The 17,214-nt window shown below is 61.6% G+C and carries 13 protein-coding genes and 1 riboswitch; of the genes, 7 read left to right on the top strand and 6 right to left on the bottom strand.

Annotation, left to right across the window (positions count from 1 at the left end):
• Positions 1-29: 29 nt before the first annotated feature.
• Together BOP96_RS04070 and BOP96_RS04065 are read left to right on the top strand one after the other, a co-directional pair.
• Positions 30-1,178 carry a glycosyltransferase family 4 protein gene (locus tag BOP96_RS04070; RefSeq protein ID WP_014716637.1) on the top strand — a complete coding sequence of 383 codons (1,149 nt, stop codon included), beginning with the start codon at positions 30-32 and terminating at the stop codon, positions 1,176-1,178.
• On the top strand, positions 1,175-2,059 hold the full coding sequence (locus BOP96_RS04065; RefSeq protein WP_019818309.1) for a glycosyltransferase: 885 nt from the start codon (positions 1,175-1,177) through the stop codon (positions 2,057-2,059). The genes BOP96_RS04070 and BOP96_RS04065 overlap by 4 nt, the downstream gene beginning before the upstream one ends.
• Before the next feature lie 48 nt (positions 2,060-2,107).
• On the opposite strand, the gene BOP96_RS04060 is transcribed toward BOP96_RS04065, so the two are convergent.
• Positions 2,108-3,949, bottom strand: coding sequence for a bifunctional O-antigen ligase/aminoglycoside phosphotransferase family protein (locus BOP96_RS04060; RefSeq protein WP_014716639.1), 1,842 nt, complete (start codon positions 3,947-3,949; stop codon positions 2,108-2,110).
• 158 nt (positions 3,950-4,107) lie between these two features.
• Here BOP96_RS04060 and msbA point away from each other — a divergent pair, with 158 nt between their 5' ends.
• Together msbA and hldE are read left to right on the top strand one after the other, a co-directional pair.
• Positions 4,108-5,913 (top strand): lipid A export permease/ATP-binding protein MsbA, encoded by a 1,806-nt coding sequence (gene msbA / locus BOP96_RS04055; protein WP_014716640.1) that lies wholly within the window; start codon positions 4,108-4,110, stop codon positions 5,911-5,913.
• Between the two features lie 157 nt (positions 5,914-6,070).
• A complete protein-coding gene (hldE, locus tag BOP96_RS04050; protein WP_073451903.1) occupies positions 6,071-7,495 on the top strand; it encodes a bifunctional D-glycero-beta-D-manno-heptose-7-phosphate kinase/D-glycero-beta-D-manno-heptose 1-phosphate adenylyltransferase HldE in 1,425 nt (474 codons plus the stop codon).
• A gap of 27 nt (positions 7,496-7,522) precedes the next feature.
• Here the strand turns inward: hldE and BOP96_RS04045 are convergent, their stop codons facing one another.
• From BOP96_RS04045 to BOP96_RS04030, 4 genes are read right to left on the bottom strand one after another with little or no spacing between them, the layout of a single operon-like run.
• A complete protein-coding gene (locus BOP96_RS04045) occupies positions 7,523-8,482 on the bottom strand; it encodes a hypothetical protein (protein WP_003188010.1) in 960 nt (319 codons plus the stop codon).
• Positions 8,483-8,523: 41 nt separating this feature from the next.
• Entirely contained in the window at positions 8,524-9,336 is an 813-nt protein-coding gene (locus tag BOP96_RS04040) for an aldo/keto reductase (RefSeq protein WP_014716642.1), read from the bottom strand.
• The gene (locus BOP96_RS04035) at positions 9,333-10,508 is read right to left on the bottom strand and encodes an NAD(P)/FAD-dependent oxidoreductase (RefSeq protein WP_073451901.1); all 1,176 of its coding nucleotides are present in this window, start codon (positions 10,506-10,508) and stop codon (positions 9,333-9,335) included. Before BOP96_RS04035 ends, BOP96_RS04040 begins: the two co-directional genes overlap by 4 nt.
• 55 nt (positions 10,509-10,563) lie before the next feature.
• Positions 10,564-10,899, bottom strand: a complete 336-nt coding sequence (locus BOP96_RS04030; protein ID WP_003188013.1) for a DMT family transporter — start codon at positions 10,897-10,899, stop codon at positions 10,564-10,566.
• A gap of 103 nt (positions 10,900-11,002) precedes the next feature.
• On the opposite strand from BOP96_RS04030, the gene BOP96_RS04025 reads away from it, so the two are divergent.
• A complete protein-coding gene (locus tag BOP96_RS04025; protein WP_073451899.1) occupies positions 11,003-11,893 on the top strand; it encodes a LysR family transcriptional regulator in 891 nt (296 codons plus the stop codon).
• Between the two features lie 23 nt (positions 11,894-11,916).
• Positions 11,917-13,194 carry a lipid IV(A) 3-deoxy-D-manno-octulosonic acid transferase gene (gene waaA, locus BOP96_RS04020; RefSeq protein WP_073451897.1) on the top strand — a complete coding sequence of 426 codons (1,278 nt, stop codon included), beginning with the start codon at positions 11,917-11,919 and terminating at the stop codon, positions 13,192-13,194.
• A gap of 103 nt (positions 13,195-13,297) precedes the next feature.
• Here the strand turns inward: waaA and BOP96_RS04010 are convergent, their stop codons facing one another.
• Positions 13,298-14,737: a TolC family outer membrane protein gene (locus tag BOP96_RS04010; protein ID WP_014716646.1), complete on the bottom strand. Its 1,440-nt coding sequence runs from the start codon at positions 14,735-14,737 to the stop codon at positions 13,298-13,300.
• A gap of 196 nt (positions 14,738-14,933) precedes the next feature.
• Positions 14,934-15,039: riboswitch (TPP riboswitch) on the top strand.
• A gap of 149 nt (positions 15,040-15,188) precedes the next feature.
• Between BOP96_RS04010 and thiC the strand changes: the two genes are divergently transcribed.
• Positions 15,189-17,078 (top strand): phosphomethylpyrimidine synthase ThiC, encoded by a 1,890-nt coding sequence (gene thiC, locus BOP96_RS04005; protein ID WP_014716647.1) that lies wholly within the window; start codon positions 15,189-15,191, stop codon positions 17,076-17,078.
• Positions 17,079-17,214 lie beyond the last annotated feature (136 nt).

The raw sequence follows: 17,214 nt of genomic DNA, 5'->3' as shown, positions 1-17,214 counted from the left end.
CCCGTAGCCAGATCGCTGCATGGAGAGTTATGAAGCCTCGTTTCAAGGTTTTGCAGTTACAGCCGGACTACAACGTCAAGACCCATGACTTCGCGGACTTGGGTGAGCAAATCGTCAAATCCCTGCCGGCTGAGCGTTTCGAGGTGACCTCCGGATTTCTCAGTGGGCGCCCGCTGCCCGGCCAGCCCCTGAGCGTGGCCGAGCACTCCCACTATTTCGAGCTGCCGGAGAAGTCTCTCAAGGGTATTCGCTTTGGCGCCATGTGGCAGATCTACAAATACTGCCGTGAGCAGAAGTTCGACGTGGTCATCTGTAACCGGTTCAAGTCGGTGAACATGATGCTGTCGCTCAACCGCTGGTTGAAGATCCCGCTGTGCATCGGCATCTCCCACGGCTTTGGCGAGTACGCCCGTGGTTACCGTCGACGTCAGACCCAGCGCTGGGTCAGCCCGGCGTGGCGCTTTGTCGGTGTGTCCGAAGCGGTCAAGGACTACCTGGTAGACCTCAACTGCGGCTTCACCCGTGAGAACACCACCTACGTCACCAACGCGATCGACATTCCCCAGGCAGAGGCTTTGCAGCTGTCCCGTGAAGACGCACGCAAGGCCTTGGGCCTGCCCATGGATGCACGGATGATTGGTGCCCTGGGCCGCCTCGTGCCGATCAAGGGTCATACCCATCTGCTGCAAGCCTTCGCCACGCTCAAGGACAAATACCCTGAGGCGCAGGTGGGCATCATTGGTTCCGGCCGTGCCGAAGCCGACCTGCGCGCCGACATCGAGCGCCTGGGCCTGACCGGCCGTGCGCACTTGCTGGGTTTTCGCGAAGACGGCATGAAGTACGTGCGTGGCTTCGATATCTGGACCATGCCGTCGCTGTTCGAAGGTCTGGGCCTGGCCTTGCTGGAAGGCATGAGCGGCCATCTGCCGGTGATTGCCTCCAACGGCCCGGCGATGCTGCCGCTGGTGCAGGGCGCGGGCGGCTTGTCCCACGACCCGGGCAATGTCGAACAACTGGCTGCGGCCCTGGATACTTACCTGGCCTTGAGCGATGAACAATTGCGCGCCAAGGGGGAGGAGGTGTTCCGCTATCTGGAGGCCAACCACACCCTCGACGAGTTCAAGCACAAGTACCTGACCCTGATTGAAACCGGTTTGCGTGAAGTAGGTAGAGCATGAATCAGCCACAACCCCTGGTCTCGGTGATCATCGCTTCCTACAACCATGGCCAGTACATCGAGCAAAGTATTCTTAGTGTGCTGGGGCAGACCTACCCCAATATCGAGCTGTTGGTGGTCGACGACGGCTCCAAGGATGACAGCGTCGAACGCATCCAGCGCTTGCAGGCCGAGCACGGCTTTGATTTCCAGGTGCAGCAGAATCAAGGGCTCAGCGCCACCTTGAACGGTGCGATTGCTCGCGCCAAGGGCAGCCTGATCGCACCGTTCGGCTCGGATGACATCATGTTGCCGGACCGTATTGCCACCCAGGTGGCGTATATGGACGGCAAGCCGAAGGTGGGCATGTGTGCTGGCAATATCGAGCTGATCGACGGGGATGGCAACCTGCACCCGGAGAAGAAACAGCGTCGCGACGTGCCGTTTCGCTGTCTGGATTTCGACGACCTGTTCCTGGACCGCAAACCGTTTCCACCGGCGCCGACCATGCTGATACGTCGCGAAGTGCTGGAGGAGGTCGGTGGTTTCGACCCACAGATTCCCCTGGAAGACTTGCTGATCCAACTGAAGATCACGGCGGCGGGCTATACCATCGACGCCCTTGACGTGGTGATGGCCAAGTATCGCCAGCACGCTAACAACACGTACAAGAACCACCGCTACATGATCCAGAACATCCTCAAGACCTACGCGAAGTTCAGCGAGCACCCGGCCTATGACGCGGTTCGCTACAACTTCCTGAACTCGATGTTCCTCAAGACCGCCGACCGCGACCGCCCGTTGGCGCGGGAGATTCTCAAGCAGATCCCTATGAAGTTCTGGGGGCGCAAGACCTTGCGGGGGCTGGTGCGGTTGTATCTGGCGCCGCTCAAGAAGAGCTGAACAGGCACCGCACCCTGTAGGAGCGAGCAAGCTCGCTCCTACAGGTGTTTACAGGCTTTGGACCTGCTCGCGGATTTTCGCAGTGGCGGTTGGGCTTGCCACCGAGGCGTAACCTTTGAGCAGTTGTTCGAAGTGCGTTTCGAACAGCCAGCTGCGGTCCTGCGGATAACGCTGCATGTGGCGCAGGTTACGTTGGCGCAAGGCGTGACGCAGTGAAGACGGGTAGATGCGCAGGTCAGCCACGTCGATCAGGGCAAACTCACCGTCGTCCATCAACAACACGTTACCCAGGTGCAGCGAGCGGAAGTACACGCCGCGCTCGTGCAGTTGCGCCATGAACCGGCCAAAGCGCTCCACCAGTGACTCGCGCAGACTGCTGTCCAGGCTTTGCAGCGCTTGGCGCAACGTCAGGCCGGGCAGTGGTGTGTAGGCCACGGCGCTGCTGGCATCGCTGAGGCGATAGAGCCCAAGGATGTGCGGCGTGGGAATGCCCAGGGTGCGCAGTTGCTCGCTGTTGCTGGCAAAGCGCTCGGAGTACGGGTTGAAACTGCCGGAGGTGTACCAGCGGCGTGGGCGGAACAGTTTGAGGAAACTGCCGTCCTCCAGGCGCAGGACTTTGGGCCCCAGGCCATCGGCTTCAATCACGTGGGCGTTGCTGCACAGCTGTTCAAACGCCGCGGGCTTGAGGTTCTGCACCTTCATGCGCAGCAGGCTGCGGTGGCGCTGGGCGAGGCTCAGGCCAGTGATAATTGCCAGGGGAATCCACAGCAGGAACCAGTGTTCCTTGGGGCGCGACAATATGCCGCCGCCTTCGGTCAGGCCTGCGCCGATGCCATAGGCCAGCAGGGACGATGCCAGAATGAACAGCGGCTGTGCACGTTGCTGCAGGCCTTTATACAAGCCCCAGCCGAGCATGAAGGCCCACGGGATGAAACCGATGATGCCGACGTAATAGAGCACGCCGAGTGCGAAGCTGTGGGGTTCGCGCAGTTGATAGCCTTCTGCCAGGGTCAGGTACAGCTCGGAGTCGTAGCTATGTCCGATCCAGGGGTGCTCGGCGATAAGCTGCAATGAAATACTCCACAGCTCGAGCCGAAATGAGGTGCCCCGCTCGGTGATCAATTCAGGGTAAAACAGTAGTAGCGCGATAGCTCCTAGGAACATCCCACTGAGTAGCAATGCCGCACGGCGGTTACGGCTGACAAAGCTCATCCAAAGTATGGCCAGCGTCAGCGCCACCAGCGGCGTGCGTGAGCCGGTCGCCAGCACCGCAGCGGTCATGATCGCCAGGGACGGTACGCTGAACCACAACACGTTGAGACGCTGGGTGGTCATGCAGACGTATAGCCAGTACACCGTGAAAAAGCCAAACAGGTGCGAGCTGAGCAGCGGGTTGTCGAGGGCGCCCAGACCACCGATCATGCGCATGCCAGGTTGATAGCCCTTGGCGAACGCCACCAGATTACCCAGGCTCACCACCAGCGCAATCACCGCAGCGCTGAAGAAGATCGGTTTGAACAATTCGTTGCGGTAATGCAGCAACAGCCCGCAGCCACCAAACAGCATGAAGGTATTCAGCGGTCGCTTGAACAGGTCGGTATCGGAACTGGGCGCGGGGCTCCAGAGCAGACTGGTCAACGCCCAGGCGGAGAACGCCAGGAACGCGATCGCCAGGGGTTCGCGCAGCAGGTCCTTGAACTCCCGAGGACGCATGCACAACAGAAACAAGGTCGGTACGCTGAACAGGATGTAGACAATTCGGTGCAGTACATTGCGATTGCCGACAAAGAACAGTGCACTCAGGAGCAGCAACAAGCCAACAGGCAAAATCCATAGGACCAGGAAGTCGAAAACGCGATTTGAGCCATAGGTAAGGCGCTTGGAGTGCATACAGTAAAGCCATTCCAGAAAGAGAAAGCCGACCATCTTAAGCTAGTGGCTAAGTAATGTCGCCGGTAGGATCCAACCGGGCCGCGGCTTACGCCGGGTGCAAGTACAACAGAGAAGCTGTGCTAAAGTCAGCCTCCTTTTTCAAAACGCCGCGTGATATGACCGACTCCAGTCCGAGCGCAAGCCCTTCGAGCTTGAAAATATACTTCCGCCTGCTCAGTTACGTTAAGCCCTATATGGGCTTGTTCGCGTTGAGTATCCTTGGATTTCTGATTTTCGCGTCGACCCAACCGATGCTGGGTTACATCCTCAAGTACTTTGTCGACGGTCTTTCCAATCCGGAAGCTGTGCTGTTCCCGACCGTGCCCTTTTTGCGCGATCTGCAATTGCTGCAGGCGGTGCCGCTGCTGATCATCCTGATCGCGGCCTGGCAGGGCCTGGGTTCATTCCTGGGCAACTACCTGTTGGCCAAGGTCTCCCTGGGTTTGGTCCACGACCTGCGGGTGCAACTGTTCAACAACCTGCTGACGCTGCCCAACCGTTACTTCGATAACCACAACTCCGGGCACCTTATTTCCCGCATTACCTTCAACGTGACCATGGTCACGGGTGCCGCGACCGATGCCATCAAGGTGGTGATTCGCGAAGGCATGACGGTGATCTTCCTGTTCGCTTCCTTGCTGTACATGAACTGGCGCCTCACCTTGGTAATGATCGCGATCCTGCCTTTGATTGCCGTGATGGTCAGTACCGCCAGCAAGAAATTTCGCAAGCAGAGCAAGAAGATCCAGGTGGCCATGGGCGACGTGACCCACGTGGCCTCGGAGACCATCCAGGGCTACCGCGTGGTGCGCAGCTTCGGCGGCGAAGTCTACGAACAGAAGCGCTTTTTCAAGGCCAGCCAGAGCAACACCAACAAGCAACTGCGCATGACCCGCACCGGGGCGATCTACACCCCGGCGCTGCAATTGGTGATCTACTCCGCCATGGCCGTGCTGATGTTCCTGGTGCTGTACCTGCGTGGCGACGCCTCGGCGGGTGACATGGTGGCCTACATCACCCTGGCGGGCTTGCTGCCCAAGCCGATCCGCCAACTTTCGGAAGTCAGCTCGACCATCCAGAAAGGCGTGGCGGGCGCCGAAAGCATCTTCGAACAACTGGACGAAGACGTTGAGGTCGACCACGGCACTCTCGAACGCGACAAGGTCAGCGGTCGTCTGGAAGTGCGTCACCTGAACTTCACCTACCCTGGCACCGATCGCCATGTGCTCAAGGACATCAGCTTCACCGCCGAGCCTGGGCAAATGATTGCGCTGGTGGGGCGTTCCGGCAGTGGCAAGTCGACCCTGGCCAGCCTGATCCCGCGCTTCTACCACCATGAAAGCGGTGAGATCCTGCTCGATGGCATCGAGATCGAAGACTACAAGCTGCTCAACCTGCGCAAGCATATTGCCCAGGTCACCCAGCATGTGACCCTGTTCAGCGACACCGTGACCAACAACATTGCCTATGGCGACCTGGCCGGTGCGCCTCGCGCCGACGTCGAAGCGGCGGCGGCGGATGCCAATGCCAAGGACTTCATCGATCAGTTGCCCAAGGGCTTCGATACTCAGGTGGGTGAGAACGGTGTGCTGTTGTCGGGCGGCCAGCGCCAGCGCCTGGCGATTGCGCGCGCCTTGCTCAAGAATGCGCCGCTGCTGATTCTCGACGAGGCCACCTCCGCTCTCGACACCGAGTCCGAGCGGCATATTCAGGCGGCACTCGATAAGGTCATGCAAGGCCGCACGACTCTGGTGATCGCACACCGGCTGTCCACCATCGAGAAGGCTGACCTGATTCTGGTGATGGACGACGGGCGGATTGTCGAGCGTGGTACCCACGGCGAGTTGTTGGCGCAGAACGGCTATTACGCCCGCCTGCATGCCATGGGCCTGGATGCACCGGTGCAGGCTGATATCACCTGATCCACCCGGCATCACGGGGTAAATGAAATGTAGGAGCGAGCTTGCTCGCTCCTACAGAGAGCAAATCCCCTCCCACATTTGCCCTGCGGCGGTCGCAAGCCATCGCAAACCCTGTGCTAATATCGCGCCCCTGTTCATTTTGTATGTGGGTTGCTCCATGAAGTTGTCCATGCCGCGATTCAATCAAGCCGCTGTCTTGGTGGTCGGCGATGTCATGCTCGACCGTTACTGGCATGGTGGTACCTCACGGATTTCCCCTGAGGCTCCGGTACCGGTCGTCAAGGTCGAGCAAATCGAAGACCGCCCAGGTGGCGCTGCCAACGTCGCGCTCAATATTGCCGCCCTCGGCGCCCCGGCCTCCCTGGTGGGGGTGACCGGCGACGACGAAGCGGCCGAAAGCCTGGCCAACAGCCTGCAGGGCGCCGGCGTGCGTGCGGTGTTTCAGCGCATCGCCCATCAGCCGACCATCGTCAAGCTGCGGGTCATGAGCCGTCATCAGCAGTTGCTGCGTATCGATTTTGAAGAACCCTTCGCCACCGACGCCCTGGCCCTTGGCGACCAGGTCGAGGCACTGCTCGAAGGTATCAAGGTGCTGGTGTTGTCCGACTACGGCAAAGGCGCCTTGCAGAATCACCAGGTGTTGATCCAGGCCGCCAAGGCCCGCAACATTCCGGTGCTGGCCGATCCCAAGGGCAAGGACTTTTCGGTTTACCGAGGCGCCAGCCTGCTCACGCCCAACCTCAGTGAGTTCGAAACCATCGTCGGCGGTTGCGCTGATGAGCACGAACTGGTGAGCAAGGGCGCGGCGCTGATGGCCGATCTCGACTTGGGCGCCTTGCTGGTGACCCGTGGCGAGCACGGCATGACCCTGCTGCGTCCGGGCCATCCGGCGATGCACCTGCCAGCGCGTGCCCGTGAAGTGTTCGACGTCACCGGCGCCGGTGATACCGTGATTTCTACCCTGGCAGCCTCCATTGCTGCCGGTGAAGAATTGCCCCACGCCGTGGCCCTGGCCAACCTGGCGGCGGGCATTGTGGTGGGCAAGCTGGGTACCGCCGCCATCAGCGCACCGGAGTTGCGCCGTGCGATTCAGCGCTCGGAAGGCTCGGAGCGCGGTGTGCTAGGCCTGGAGCAATTGCTGCTGGCGATTGACGATGCCCGGGCTCACAACGAAAGCATTGTGTTCACCAACGGTTGCTTTGACATCCTGCACGCCGGGCATGTGACGTACCTGGAGCAGGCGAGTGCCCAAGGCGACCGTTTGATCGTCGCGGTCAACGATGACGCGTCGGTCAGCCGCTTGAAAGGCCCTGGCCGCCCGATCAACAGCGTTGACCGGCGCATGGCGGTACTCGCGGGCCTGGGTGCGGTGGACTGGGTGATCAGCTTCTCTGAAGGCACGCCGGAAAATCTGTTGGCCCAGGTCAAGCCCGACGTGCTGGTCAAGGGCGGTGACTACAGCGTCGACCAAGTGGTCGGTGCGGACATCGTCAGTGCCTACGGTGGCACGGTCAAAGTGCTGGGGTTGGTTGAAAACAGCTCCACCACCGCGATTGTCGAGAAGATCCGCAACAACGAGTGATACCCCGTGGGGCGAGCCTGCTCGCCCCTAGCTTTTCTTCGGCACGATCTTGCGCAGCATCTGCCGCGCCTTGCCGGTCAAGCGCTTGAGCTTGGAGTCTTTTTCCGGCTCTGCCAGGCCCTGCTGCCTGAGCCAGTCCTTCCAGCGAATGCGCTCATCGCGCACCAGCCAGCCTTCTTGCTGGGCAAAACTTTCCGCCAGATACAGGCCGCGCGTGCTGGCCGGGTACAGCTGATCCTTCTTGACGGTATACAACTCTGCAAGCGGCTCGCCGTCTTTGAGCGGCATCAAGTACAGGTCCGGACGCTGACGATCCAGGCGTGCCACCAGTTGGTCGCCCTCCAAGCGCTCATCCACATGAAACAAACTGAGGGACTTGGCTTCCTTCGGCACTTCCAGGCGCAGGTCATAAATCAATTGCAGCGAGGCGGTCGGCAGGTGCACGTAGGCCCGTGGGCGCTCGATCAGTTGCATGGTGGCGCAGCGTACCGGGCGTGCGGCGCCGGACAAGGGGCTGAGCCGAAACGGTAGGGCTTCGCGGTAATGCAGGGCGGCGGAGTAGGGCGCCGGCAGCCAGGTGTCGTTGAAGCGCCCGCCGAGCCAGCCTTCGGGTGTTTCGAGCAGGCACTCTTCGGCAATTTCCTGGATGGCGGTGTGCAGCGGCAGGTTCAGTTCATGGGCCGGAACGTAGCCGGAGATCAGCTTGAGCACCACGTCGCCACGGTCCTGGCGGCGTTGGCGCACCAGCACCCAGTAGTCCTTGTTTTGCCAGTGCAGGGTCAGGCGTACCGAGACGCCGAGGTTCGCCAGTTCCAGGGCGAAGCGTTCGGCATCTGGTACCTCGACCGGCTTGCGCCGTTGCAGGGTCTGGGCGAAGTTGAGCGGCATGCCGACGCTCTGGTAGCTCAGGCCTTCGGGGGTGGCTTCGACGTGCAGCGGCAGTGTCTTGAAGTTGCTGGGGTTCTTTCTTATGAGCGTACGCGGCATGTCGGCTCCTTCTTGCGACGGGGTCGGCCGCGTGGGCGGCATCAGAGTTGACGAATGACCCGGGCAGCAGTTGCTACGTTATGGGCCAGGTGCAGCGGATTAATGGTCCCGACAATAGCACTGGCGACGCCCGTTTGCGCGAACAACAAGGTGAAACTGGCCTGAATTGGATCCATTCCCGGTTCCAGGCATACGTGGCCGCTGGCCAGCGCCTTTTTCACCAGGATGCCCTTGCCGTGGGCGGCCGCATAGTCGATCACGGCCTTCTCAGCCTGTTCGTTGAGGTTGTAGGTGACCATCGCGCAGTCGCCCTGTTCCAGCGCTTTCACGCCGCCCTCGACGGTTTTGCCGGAGAAGCCGAAACCGCGAATCTTGCCGTCTTTCTTCAACTGCGCCAGAGTCTGGTAAACCTCGCAATCGTTGAGGATATGCAAGTCGTTGCCGTCGGAGTGCACCAGCACCAGGTCGATAAAATCAGTTTCAAGTCGTTTCAGACTGCGTTCGATCGACATCCGCGTATGGGCCGCGCTGAAATCGTGATGGGACACGCCATTGGCAAACTCTTCGCCAACCTTGCTGACGATGACCCAGTCCTTGCGCTGGTCACGCAGCAGCGGCCCCAGGCGCTCTTCACTCATGCCATAGGCCGGTGCGGTGTCGATCAGGTTGATGCCCAGTTCGCGGGCCTGGCGCAACAGCATGCGGGCCTCGTCGTCGCCAGGGATCTGAAAGCCGTTGGGGTATTTCACCCCTTGGTCGCGGCCCAACTTGACGGTGCCCAGGCCCAGGGGCGACACCAGCAGGCCGGTGCTGCCCAGGGGGCGATGCAGGTCGTGCAGGGTTGGCAGGCTCATGGCAACAGGTGCTCCCAGACGGGTTGGCCGATTGCCGGTGCTGGCAGCTCGGGCAGCGGGGTATTGGCGCCTGGGCGGATGCCGTCGCGCTCCAGAGCGTGCAGTACGCGGTCGGCGAAGTCCGGCGCCAGGGCCAGTTTGGTGGGCCAGCCGACCAGCAGGCGGCCGTCTTCGGCAAGGAACGCGTTATCGGGACGGCTCAGCCCCGATTGCAGCGGCTCGGCGCGATCCACCCGCAGGGTGGCCCACTGGGTCTGGCTCATGTCGATCCAGGGCAGCAGTTGCGCCAGCTCTTTCTGCGCGGTGGCGATCTGTTCTTGCGGCGTACGCGCCACGCCGTCAGCCTCGGCGATATCACCGCCCATGTACCACACCCAGTTGCCATCCGCGGCCGGGTGGGTGGTCACGGTAAGGCGCGGCTTGGTGCCGCCGCCCAGGCAGTGGGCGTACAGCGGCTTGAGGCCGGGGCCTTTGGCGATGATCATGTGCAGCGGGCGTTTTTGCATGGCCGGCTGGCTATGGCCCAGGGCGGCGAGCAAGTCTGCCGTGCCGCCGCCAGCGCTCAGGACTATGCGCTGGGCGCGGATCTCACGGCCATCGACTTTCAAGCCCACCAGGGTGTCGCCCTCCAGCAACGGTTCGATGTGCACACCGGCGAGCAGACTGTCACCGGCCAGTTGCGCCAAGCGATTGATCAGGCTGGGCACGTCCACCACCAGCTCGGCCAGGCGGTAGACCTTGCCTTTGAAGCGACGGTCCTGCAGCGCCAGGGGCAGTTCGTCGCCCTTGACCTGATCGACGCGGCCACGCACGGCCTTGCTGGCGAAAAAGCTGGTGAGGTTGCCGGCAATCGTCCCGGGCGACCACAAGTAATGTGCCTGGGACAGCACGCGCACACCGGACAGGTCCAGCTCGCCGTTGCCGGCCAGGGCTTCACGCCAGCGGCGCGGCATATCGGCAATGGCTTCGGAGGCGCCGGTGAGGGCGCCATGCAGGGCGTATTTCGCACCGCCGTGGATGATGCCCTGGGACTTCAGGCTTTGCCCGCCGCCCAGGGTGGCGCTTTCCACCAGTACCGTGGAAAACCCCTGGCCGCGCAGGCGCGCATTGAGCCAGAGGCCGGCAACCCCGGCGCCGACAATCAGAACGTCGGTGGAAATAACGGATGGCATCGGCGACCTCAGTGTTCAAGACAAGAGGCGCAGTATACAGGCTGTTGAGTGGCGGTCAGTGTCCGGCGGTTTTCGAGAACAGCTGAATCACCACCACGCCCAGCACAATCAGGCCCATCCCCAGCATCGCCGGCACATCCAACTTCTGCCCGTAGATGAACAGCGCCGCGATGCTGACCATGACGATGCCCATCCCGGCCCATACCGCGTACGCCACGCCGACCGGCACGGTGCGCACCACCAGAGTCAGCATCCAGAACGCCACGCCGTAACCGACGATCACCAGCAACAACGGAATAGGGGTGCTCCAGCCTTTGATGGCTTTCATGGAAACGGTGGCGATCACTTCCGAGCAGATGGCGATGGCCAAGTAGTAGTAGGCGGCATTCATGGGGCAATCCTCGAGGTGATGCGCATTTGATAAGGTCGGCATTCTAGAGGTTCGCCAGATGGGGTAAAGTCATTACCTATCTGGAATTGAGATGGGTTGAGCCATGAGCGTGCAATGGGATCTGGAGCAGATGCGCCTGTTTGTCAGCGTCGCCGAGCAGCGCTCGTTTTCTGCCGTGGCGCGTGGGCAGCGCAAGGCGCAATCGGCGGTCAGCAGTGGCATTGCCCTGCTGGAGGCTGACTTGGGCGTTGTCCTGTTCGAACGTAGCAGCGGCCGGCAACCGCGCCTGACCGAGGCCGGCAGTGTGTTGTTGGAGGAAGCGCGTGAGGTGCTGCGCCAGTGTGAGCGCCTCACGGGCCGGGCGTTGTCGTTGACCCGCGGCGAGGAAGCCTGCCTGCGCCTGGCTCAGGATGAGGCGATGTTGTTCCAGCCTGTGCTCGACAGCCTGGAGGCGCTGGCCGTGCACTACCCGCTGCTGGAGGTGCAGTTGTCCAGCGCGGCCCAGGGCGATGTGGCGCGCAAGCTGGTGGAGCGCAAGGCGGACCTGGGGCTGTTGTTCTATCACGACCAGATTCCCGAAGCCCTGGAGCGAAGGGTGGTGGGCAGCGTGGAAATGGTCACGGTGTGCGGAGTCAATCACGCGTTGGCCAAGGAGCAGTACGTGACGTGCCAACACCTGGCCCAGTTTCGGCAGTTGCTGATGTCGACCCAGACCAGCGTCTACCCCGGCAGCGAGGCGGCCAGCCCCCTGGTGTGGCGCGCCGACAGCTTCTACGTATTGGCCGAATGGCTGATGAGTGGCCTGGGCTGGGCCTGGCTGCCTCGGCATATCGTGCAATACCCGACCTACCAGCAACAGATGGTCGAATTGGCCAGCGAATGGACCCCGCCCGCCCTGGTGGTGGAACTGGTGTGGCGCCGCGACGAGCACCTTGGGCCCGCCGCGCGCTTCTTGGCCAAACGTTTTGCCGAGTGCTTGCAGGCGATCGACTGAAAAAGCCGATAAACTCCGCCGCCATGAATAGAACTCTCTACAGCTGTCTGTTTTACCTGGCGCTGCCGTTGGTGGCTTTACGCTTGTGGTTGCGTGCGCGCAAAGCGCCGGCCTATGCCAAGCGGGTGGGCGAGCGGTTTTCCTATGGCTTGCCGATGATGCGGCCCGGCGGGATCTGGGTGCACGCGGTGTCGGTCGGCGAAAGCATTGCCGCCGCCCCGATGGTTCGCGGCTTGTTGGAGCGTTATCCACAGCTGCCGATCACCGTCACCTGCATGACGCCCACCGGTTCCGAGCGGATCCTGGCGTTGTTCGCCAACGAACCGCGCATCCAGCACTGCTATTTGCCGTACGACTTACCGTGCGCCGCCAAGCGTTTTCTCGACCGCGTGCAGCCTACGCTGGCGGTGATCATGGAAACCGAGCTGTGGCCCAACCATATCCACGCCTGTGCCCAGCGCGGTATCCCGGTGGCGCTGGCCAATGCACGGTTGTCGGCGCGCTCGGCCAAGGGGTACGCGCGATTTGCCAAGCTGACGGCGCCGATGCTGGCAGACATGAGCCTGTTCGCCGTACAGACCGAGACCGAGGCCGAACGCTTGCGCAGCCTGGGTGCACGTCCTGAAACCGTGGAAGTGACCGGCTCGATCAAGTTCGACCTGAGCATCGACCCCCAGTTGACGGCCCGCGCCGCTGCCCTGCGTGAACAATGGGGCGCCAGCGAGCGTCCGGTCTGGATCGCCGCCAGTACCCACGAAGGTGAAGACGACGTGGTGCTGGCCGCTCATCGCCAGTTGCTGGCGAACTATCCCAATGCACTGCTGATTCTGGTGCCCCGTCATCAGGAGCGCTTTGGCCCTACGTTTGAGCGCTGCGTGCAGCAAGGGTTTGCCACCGTGCGTCGCTCCAGCGGCGAGCCGGTTACCGAGCACACCTCGGTGCTGCTCGGCGACACCATGGGCGAATTGCTGTTTCTTTACGCCCTGGCCGACAGCGCATTCGTCGGCGGCAGCCTGGTGCCGACCGGCGGGCACAACCCGCTGGAACCGGCGGCGCTGGGTAAACCGGTGATCATGGGCCCGCATGTCTTCAACTTCCTCGACATCACCGCGATGATGCGCGACGCCGGGGCTTTGCGGGAGGTGGACGATGCCGATGGGCTGGCCGAAGCGGTGCGACAGTTGTTTGAGTTGCCTCAGGACGCACGCAAGATGGCGCAGGCGGGGCTCAAGGTGATGCAGGCCAACCAGGGCGCGTTAAAGCGTTTACTGGATGGCTTGGACAGACTGATCAAACACTGACAACACCAACCCAATGTGGGAGCTGGCTTGCCTGCGATAGCATCACCTCGGTGTACCTGATGTACCGAGGTGTCTGCATCGCAGGCAAGCCAGCTCCCACATTTTAATAGCCGGGGCGGGCCTTGAGCTGTTCGGCAGCGGCTTTGGCCAGGTCCGGCGGCAGGAAGTCTTTGTCCGGGTTGTAGTCAGCCTTGAGATAGCGCGCCAGATCTTGCAAATCCCCCGGGTTGAGCGTGCCGGCCGCCTGCTTCAAGCGCAGGTTGTCGAGGATGTAATCGTAGCGGCTGTTGTTGTAGTTGCGCACCGACGCGTACAGCTGGCGCTGTGAGTCCAGCACGTCGACGATGTTGCGCGTACCCACCTGATAGCCGATTTCCGTGGCTTCCACCGCGCTCTGGTTGGAGATGATCGACTGGCGACGCGCTTGCACCTGCTCCACATCGGTGTTGACTGCACGGTGCAGGTTGCGGGTGTTTTCCACTACTTGGCGGCGCAGGCCCTCGCGTTGCTGCTCGGTCTGGTCGAGGCGCGAATAGGATTCGCGCACTTGCGAACTGGTGAGGCCGCCGCTGTAGATCGGGATGTTCAAGCGCAGGCCGACGGTGCGTTGCGACACATCGCCGCCGTACGGGATAGGCAACTGATTCGGGTTGCTGAAGCCCAGGGCGTCGTTGTCGCCTTTTTCGTATTGCGCAACCGCGTCGAGGGTCGGCAAGTGGCCGGCCTTGCGCTGCCGAAGGGTTTCTTCGGCGGCAGTTACCGCGTAATTGCTGGCGAGCAGGTTGAGGTTCTGGCGCCCGGCGGTTTCGACCCAGGCCTTGGCGTCGTTCGGCGCCGGCGGCAGCACCGGCAGCGTGTGGACGATGCCCTGGATCGAGTTGTACTGGCGGTTGGTCAGGGTGATCAGCGCTTCGAAGGCGTCGTCCACCTGGCGCTGGGCCAGGATGCGATTGGCTCGGGCAGTGTCGTAGCTGGCCTGGGATTGCAGCACATCGGTCTTGTCCGACAGGCCCACATCGAAGCGTTCGTTGGACTGGTCGAGTTGGCGCTTGAAGGCATTTTCTTCGGCTTTGGTCGACGCCAGGTTGTCCTGGGCGCGCAGCACGGCGAAGTAGCTTTCGGCACTTTGCAAAATCAGGTTCTGCTCGGAGGCCGACAGTTGCAGCGAGGCTTGCTCGTTGACCGCTTGGGCGGCTTGCAGCTGGAACCAGCGGTCGGCGCGAAACAGCGGCTGGCTCAGGGTGGCGCGCCAGGAGTGGGCGTCACGGTTGGCCGTGGCGGCCGGTTGATCGATCTGGGTGCGCACGTTATTGCTGTCGGCACCGGCCGACAGATTCGGCAGCAAACCTGCGCGGGCCTGGGGCACCACTTCTTTTTGCGCGCCGTACTGCGCACGGGCAGCGGCCAGGTCGGCGTTGTTGTGCGCCGCTTCCTGATAGACGCTGACCAGGTCGGTGTTGGCGGACAAGGGCGCTTCAGCTGCCCAGACCAGTCCGTTGGTCGCACAAGACACGGCAACAGCCAGTGAGAGTTTGCGCAGCATGAGGCGATCCCTAATTTTAATATTACGACTATAATTTAGCGCTCAAGGCTAAGGCTGGCCATTCCTGGCGTCAAGCCTTGAAGCAGTGCCCGAGTGTAGTGGCCGGACCTGCGCACAACAATCCCACGATCGCGCCATTCATCACGCTGAATGCACCGCTATTGGCAATTTGCCCACGCCATGGTCTAGACTGGCCGCGTTCTTGTCGGGGTGCCTTGTTGGAAGGCTGAGATCGGTAAATACCGGATCCCGTTGAACCTGATCAGGTTAGCGCCTGCGTAGGGAACAAGATTTCTCGTCACCCGGCGAGTCCTCTTGTGCTTCGTCCGGGATGTTGTTCGACAATCGAACAGCCCTCGTGCGCCAAGCACAGCACTGGTTACAGTGCGTCCGTCCGTCACAGGTTCGCTCCGACAAAAATCCACCGCCTGGATAAGTTGGAGAGCCCGTGATGAGTACAAAACTAAAAAATACCGTGCACCTGAGTGAATCGGCCAAGGTCGACTCCGGCTCCGTGCAGCCGTTTACCCGCTCGCAAAAAATCTACGTGCAGGGCTCCCGCCCGGATATTCGCGTGCCGATGCGCGAGATCAGCCTGGACGTCACGCCTACCGATTTCGGCGGCGAAATCAACGCGCCGGTTACCGTCTACGACACCTCAGGCCCCTACACCGACCCGAATGTGATTATCGACGTGCGCAAAGGCCTGGCCGACGTGCGCTCGCCGTGGATCGAAGTACGCGACGACACCGAGCGCCTGCCCGGTCTCACATCGCACTTCGGCCAGCAGCGCTTGAGCGACGCCGAACTGACTGCCCTGCGTTTTGCCCATGTAAAGAACCCGCGCCGCGCCAAGGCCGGTGCCAACGTCACGCAAATGCATTACGCGCGCAAAGGCATCATCACGGCCGAGATGGAATACGTCGCCATCCGCGAAAACATGAAGCTTGAAGAGGCCCGTGCCAGTGGCTTGCTGGATCAGCAGCACGCCGGCCACAGCTTCGGCGCCAGCGTGCCGAAAATCATCACGCCTGAATTCGTACGCGAAGAAATCGCCCGGGGCCGCGCGATCATCCCGGCCAACATCAACCACACCGAGCTGGAACCGATGATCATCGGCCGTAACTTCCTGGTGAAGATCAACGGCAACATTGGCAACAGCGCCCTGGGGTCGTCCATCGAAGAGGAAGTGGCGAAGCTCACCTGGGGCATTCGCTGGGGCTCGGACACGGTGATGGACCTGTCCACCGGTAAACACATCCACGAAACCCGCGAGTGGATCATCCGCAACTCGCCAGTGCCAATCGGGACCGTGCCGATCTACCAGGCCCTGGAAAAAGTCGGGGGCGCCGCCGAAGACCTGACCTGGGAGCTGTTCCGCGACACCTTGATCGAACAGGCCGAGCAGGGCGTCGACTACTTCACCATCCACGCTGGGGTATTGCTGCGGTATGTGCCGCTGACTGCCAAGCGCGTGACCGGCATCGTCTCCCGTGGTGGTTCGATCATGGCCAAGTGGTGCCTGGCCCACCACAAAGAGAACTTCACCTACACGCATTTCGACGAAATCTGCGAAATCATGAAGGCCTATGACGTCAGCTTCTCCCTTGGCGATGGCTTGCGCCCGGGTTCGATTGCCGATGCCAACGACGCCGCGCAATTCGGCGAACTGGAAACCCTGGGCGAACTGACCAAGACCGCCTGGAAGCACGACGTGCAAACCATGATCGAAGGCCCCGGCCATGTGCCGATGCAGTTGATCAAGGAGAACATGGACAAGCAACTGGAGTGCTGCGACGAGGCGCCGTTCTACACCCTAGGCCCGCTGACCACCGACATTGCGCCCGGCTATGATCACATCACTTCGGGTATCGGCGCGGCAATGATCGGCTGGTTCGGTTGTGCCATGCTCTGCTACGTCACGCCCAAGGAGCACCTGGGCTTGCCGAACAAGGATGACGTGAAGACCGGGATCATTACCTACAAGATCGCGGCCCACGCGGCCGACCTCGCCAAAGGCCACCCCGGCGCGCAGATTCGCGATAACGCCTTGAGCAAGGCGCGCTTCGAGTTCCGCTGGGAAGACCAGTTCAACCTCGGCCTGGACCCGGATACCGCACGTTCATATCACGATGAAACCTTGCCGAAGGATTCGGCCAAGGTCGCGCATTTCTGTTCGATGTGCGGGCCTAAGTTCTGTTCGATGAAAATCACCCAGGAAGTGCGTGAGTACGCGGCCAACCAGCGCATCGATGCGGTGGATGTGGATGTGGCCAAGGGCTTGGCCGAGCAGGCTGAGCGGTTCAAGCAGGAAGGTAGCCAGCTCTACAAGAAGGTCTGATCCATAGGCGGCGGTGCCTGCACCGCCGTCATCGCGGGCAAGCCCGGCTCCCACAGTTGGCCTAAGTGGACTCAGATTTTGTGTTCACTGCCGGTCCCCTGTGGGAGTCGGGCTTGCCCGCGATAGCGATCCGACA

The organism is Pseudomonas sp. FSL W5-0203, assembly GCF_001896155.1.
GTDB lineage: Bacteria > Pseudomonadota > Gammaproteobacteria > Pseudomonadales > Pseudomonadaceae > Aquipseudomonas > Aquipseudomonas paracarnis.
The sequence above is the reverse complement of the archived record's forward strand: the minus strand, read 5'-3'. Positions and strand labels throughout refer to the sequence as shown.